Below are 952 nucleotides of genomic sequence, written 5' to 3'. Positions count from 1 at the left end.
AGCCGGTTCCCACTTTGAAGTGGGAACCGAGGGTGGACGAGGTGGCCCTCGGGGCGCGGGCGACGTGCCGGCCTCGGTACGTCATGTGGGAGACGTACGGGGGCCGCCGTTGACGTACGAGGGGACCGAGGCCGGGGCCCATGGGCGGGGTGAAGCCGCGCGGTTCTGCCCCCGGCTGTCGGTGAGGCTCGGCACGATGGGGCCATGGACTACAAGGACGACACGATGGACACCGAGGGCGCCGCGCGGGTGCACTACGTGGACCCGCGGGTCCGGCTCCTGGCCGAGGCCCGGTGGAGGCTGGAAACGGGCGGGAGCCGGATGGACTGGTTGTGCCTCGGGAAGGACAACCCCGCCGCCCTGATCCAAGAGGGCCGGGACTGGATCAGGGCGGCGGTCGCGGCCGGCATCATCCCCCCGCCCGACTGACCGGCGGTGAGCGAAGAAGGGGCCCCCACCCTCCCGGGCGGGGGCCCCTTTCGTGTTGCTGGTTGACCGCGCCACGCGTTGTGCATCTGCGGGGCACCCTCTTGTTGCGCGGGTTTTGCTGGTTGCTGGCGCGGTCTGCCGTGTGTTCTGTGCGCGGTCGTGTTTTTCGGTATCGCCGTGCTGGTTCGGCGCGGTGTGTCTACCGGCGCCGGTAAATCGTGGCGGTGATGAACTCCGCGCGGTCCGCCGTCGCGGCCAGGGGCCGGGCGTGTGCGGGGCACACGTACGCGTCGGCCTCGGTCACGTCCCTGCGGAACCGCACGACGTGCGACGCGGTCGCGGGGCACCGCTGGCGGTCCCGCGGCTGTGTGGTGTCGAGCGCTTCGCACAGGCCGGGCGGCTGGTTGTACCAGACCATCATCGAGCCGGAGAGCGCGCGGGCGATCTGGCACACGTCGTCACGGCGCCGGAGCTCCCGCTCCGGGAGCGTCTGCGGGTCGATCGGCTGAATCCCCGTGGCGGG

The 952-nt window shown here is 71.8% G+C and carries 2 protein-coding genes; one reads left to right on the top strand and one right to left on the bottom strand.

Annotation, left to right across the window (positions count from 1 at the left end; all coding sequences use genetic code 11):
• The first annotated feature begins 204 nt into the window (after positions 1-204).
• A complete protein-coding gene (locus K7G60_RS38580; protein WP_225805627.1) occupies positions 205-429 on the top strand; it encodes a hypothetical protein in 225 nt (74 codons plus the stop codon).
• A 199-nt stretch (positions 430-628) separates the two neighbouring features.
• Here the strand turns inward: K7G60_RS38580 and K7G60_RS38575 are convergent.
• The coding region (locus K7G60_RS38575; RefSeq protein WP_225805626.1) for a hypothetical protein at positions 629-952 on the bottom strand (324 nt) is incomplete at its 5' end.

It is taken from the genome of Streptomyces sp. NK15101 (assembly GCF_020400725.1).
Taxonomy (GTDB): domain Bacteria; phylum Actinomycetota; class Actinomycetes; order Streptomycetales; family Streptomycetaceae; genus Streptomyces.
This window is presented reverse-complemented; position numbering and strand designations above follow the sequence as displayed.